This is a genomic window from Nocardiopsis oceani, assembly GCF_054777395.1.
Genome location: NZ_BAAHAR010000112.1, coordinates 1 through 1,917, shown reverse-complemented (window position 1 = coordinate 1,917; position 1,917 = coordinate 1). Strand labels below are relative to the sequence as shown.

Sequence of the window (1,917 nt, the reverse complement as noted above, 5' to 3'; positions counted from 1 at the left end):
AATCGGGTAGGCGGGTCGGGTCGCCCGACCCGCCTCCCACACCACCGGACATGCGAACCACGCATCCGGCGGTTCGTCAAGCTGATCTCAACCGCTGCCAGGACGGCTTCAACATCCGCAGACCAAGATCCTCCCAGTAGGCATTGGGCAATGCCCGCTGGAGGACGACCGACCCACCGATCCGCCAGTACCCCTTACCGCTACTCGCCCACTCCCGAGCCGAACGGTCCGGGACACCCAGCGAACCCAGCATGCGGCGACGTCCCTTAGGCCGCTTCCATTCCTTCCAGCGGATCTGCCGCATCCTGCGACGGAACCACTCATCCAGACCAGAGAACACCCTAGGGGTGTCCGCGAGCCGGAAGTAGCCCATCCACCCCAGAACGAACCGGTTCAACCGGCCGATGCGATACTCCATCGCCACCGACCACCGGCGCGAGGTCAGCCCCCGGACCTTGTCCTTCCAACGCTTGAGCACCTTCGGATCGACCCGGATCCGCACCCCGGACCGGGTGAAGTAGAAACCAAACCCCAGCAACGTCGCGACAGATGCCGGAACCACCTTCGACTTCTCCCGATTCACCCTGAGCTTCAGATCCGACTCGACCACCACCGTGATCGAGTCCAGCACCCTGTAAGCAGCCCGTTTACTACGCACGAAGACACGGATGTCATCGGCATAGCGCACGAACCGGTGACCGCGCCGCCACAACTCCCGATCCAGACCATCGAGCATGATGTTGGACAACACCGGCGAGAGCGGCGACCCCTGCGGGGTCCCCTCCGCACTCGGCTGTTTGACCCCGTCCACCATGATCCCAGCGTCCAGATAAACCCGGATCAGCCGCAACACCTTGCGGTCACTAACCTTGCGCGCCACCCGGGCCATCAACACATCGTGGTTGACCCGGTCGAAGAACCGGTCCAAGTCGATGTCGACGACCCAACGGTGGCCGTCCTCAATCGCCCTGCGTGCGACCCGCACCGCCTGGTGAGCGGACCGGCCAGGGCGAAACCCAAACGAAGACCCGGAAAACTCCGGATCGAAGATCGGGATGAGGACTTGGGCAATGGCCTGCTGAAAGAAACGATCCAACACCGTGGGAACCCCCAGCATCCGCTCGCCACCCCCGGGCTTGGGGATCGCAACCCGGCGGACCGGCGAGGGCCGGTAGCTCCCCGCGTCAAGGCTTTCCCGAACGCTTACCCAGTGCTCACGCAGCCAAGCCCGGAGTTCTCCGGTCCTGACCCCGTCCACACCCGGTGCGCCCTTGTTGGCCTCCACACGCTTGAGCGCCGCCAACAGGTTCTGGCTCGACAGCATCCGCTGCCAGAGGTCATCCTGTTCACGGTGGACCTCCTCCCCCACAAGCGCCGACCGGTCACTACGCTCTGCAGTGGTACTCAACGGACTGCACCGTCCCCTCCCATTCCAGGCCCGCGCTCGGCGGGGTGGCTGCGATCTGCGTGACCCGCACGAGCAGTGCCGGATTCTTGGTCCCACCTCACGTTCGGCCCTTCCCACCCCACCATCTGATCCCGGCTGGTACTACGACCTCTGCTGACTTCTGCCCGGTCAGCCGCTTCCTTTCGGTCGCAACCGTCGGCGCGGCGACAACAACAGCACAACCGACACCCGGACAGACCTCCCCAGGTAAGAACAGCTACTTCCCCCTACGCCTGCCGCATCTACACCCCGGCCGTCTTGGCAGTGACGGGCTTCGTCATCCTTGGCTGACTCACCCCGACCGGACTGCCTTGTATGCGGTTCGTGTTCCTCAGTGCAGGGTTTCGCCTCGGGCTTCCTCTCGACCCCACCTCACGGTGACGCCGTTGCCTCCGGCTCAGAGTTAGCACTGCCGCTTCCTCTAGAGGACTTCCACCTCCAAGCAACTGCCCATGCTGGGCACACCAAGA

At 64.2% G+C, this 1,917-nt stretch carries 1 protein-coding gene; it reads right to left on the bottom strand.

Annotation, left to right across the window (positions count from 1 at the left end; genetic code table 11):
• Nucleotides 1-76: 76 nt before the first annotated feature.
• Complete coding sequence (ltrA, locus tag ACYVDG_RS32595; protein ID WP_460764117.1) at nucleotides 77-1,408, bottom strand: group II intron reverse transcriptase/maturase; 1,332 nt, start codon at nucleotides 1,406-1,408, stop codon at nucleotides 77-79.
• Nucleotides 1,409-1,917: the final 509 nt, after the last annotated feature.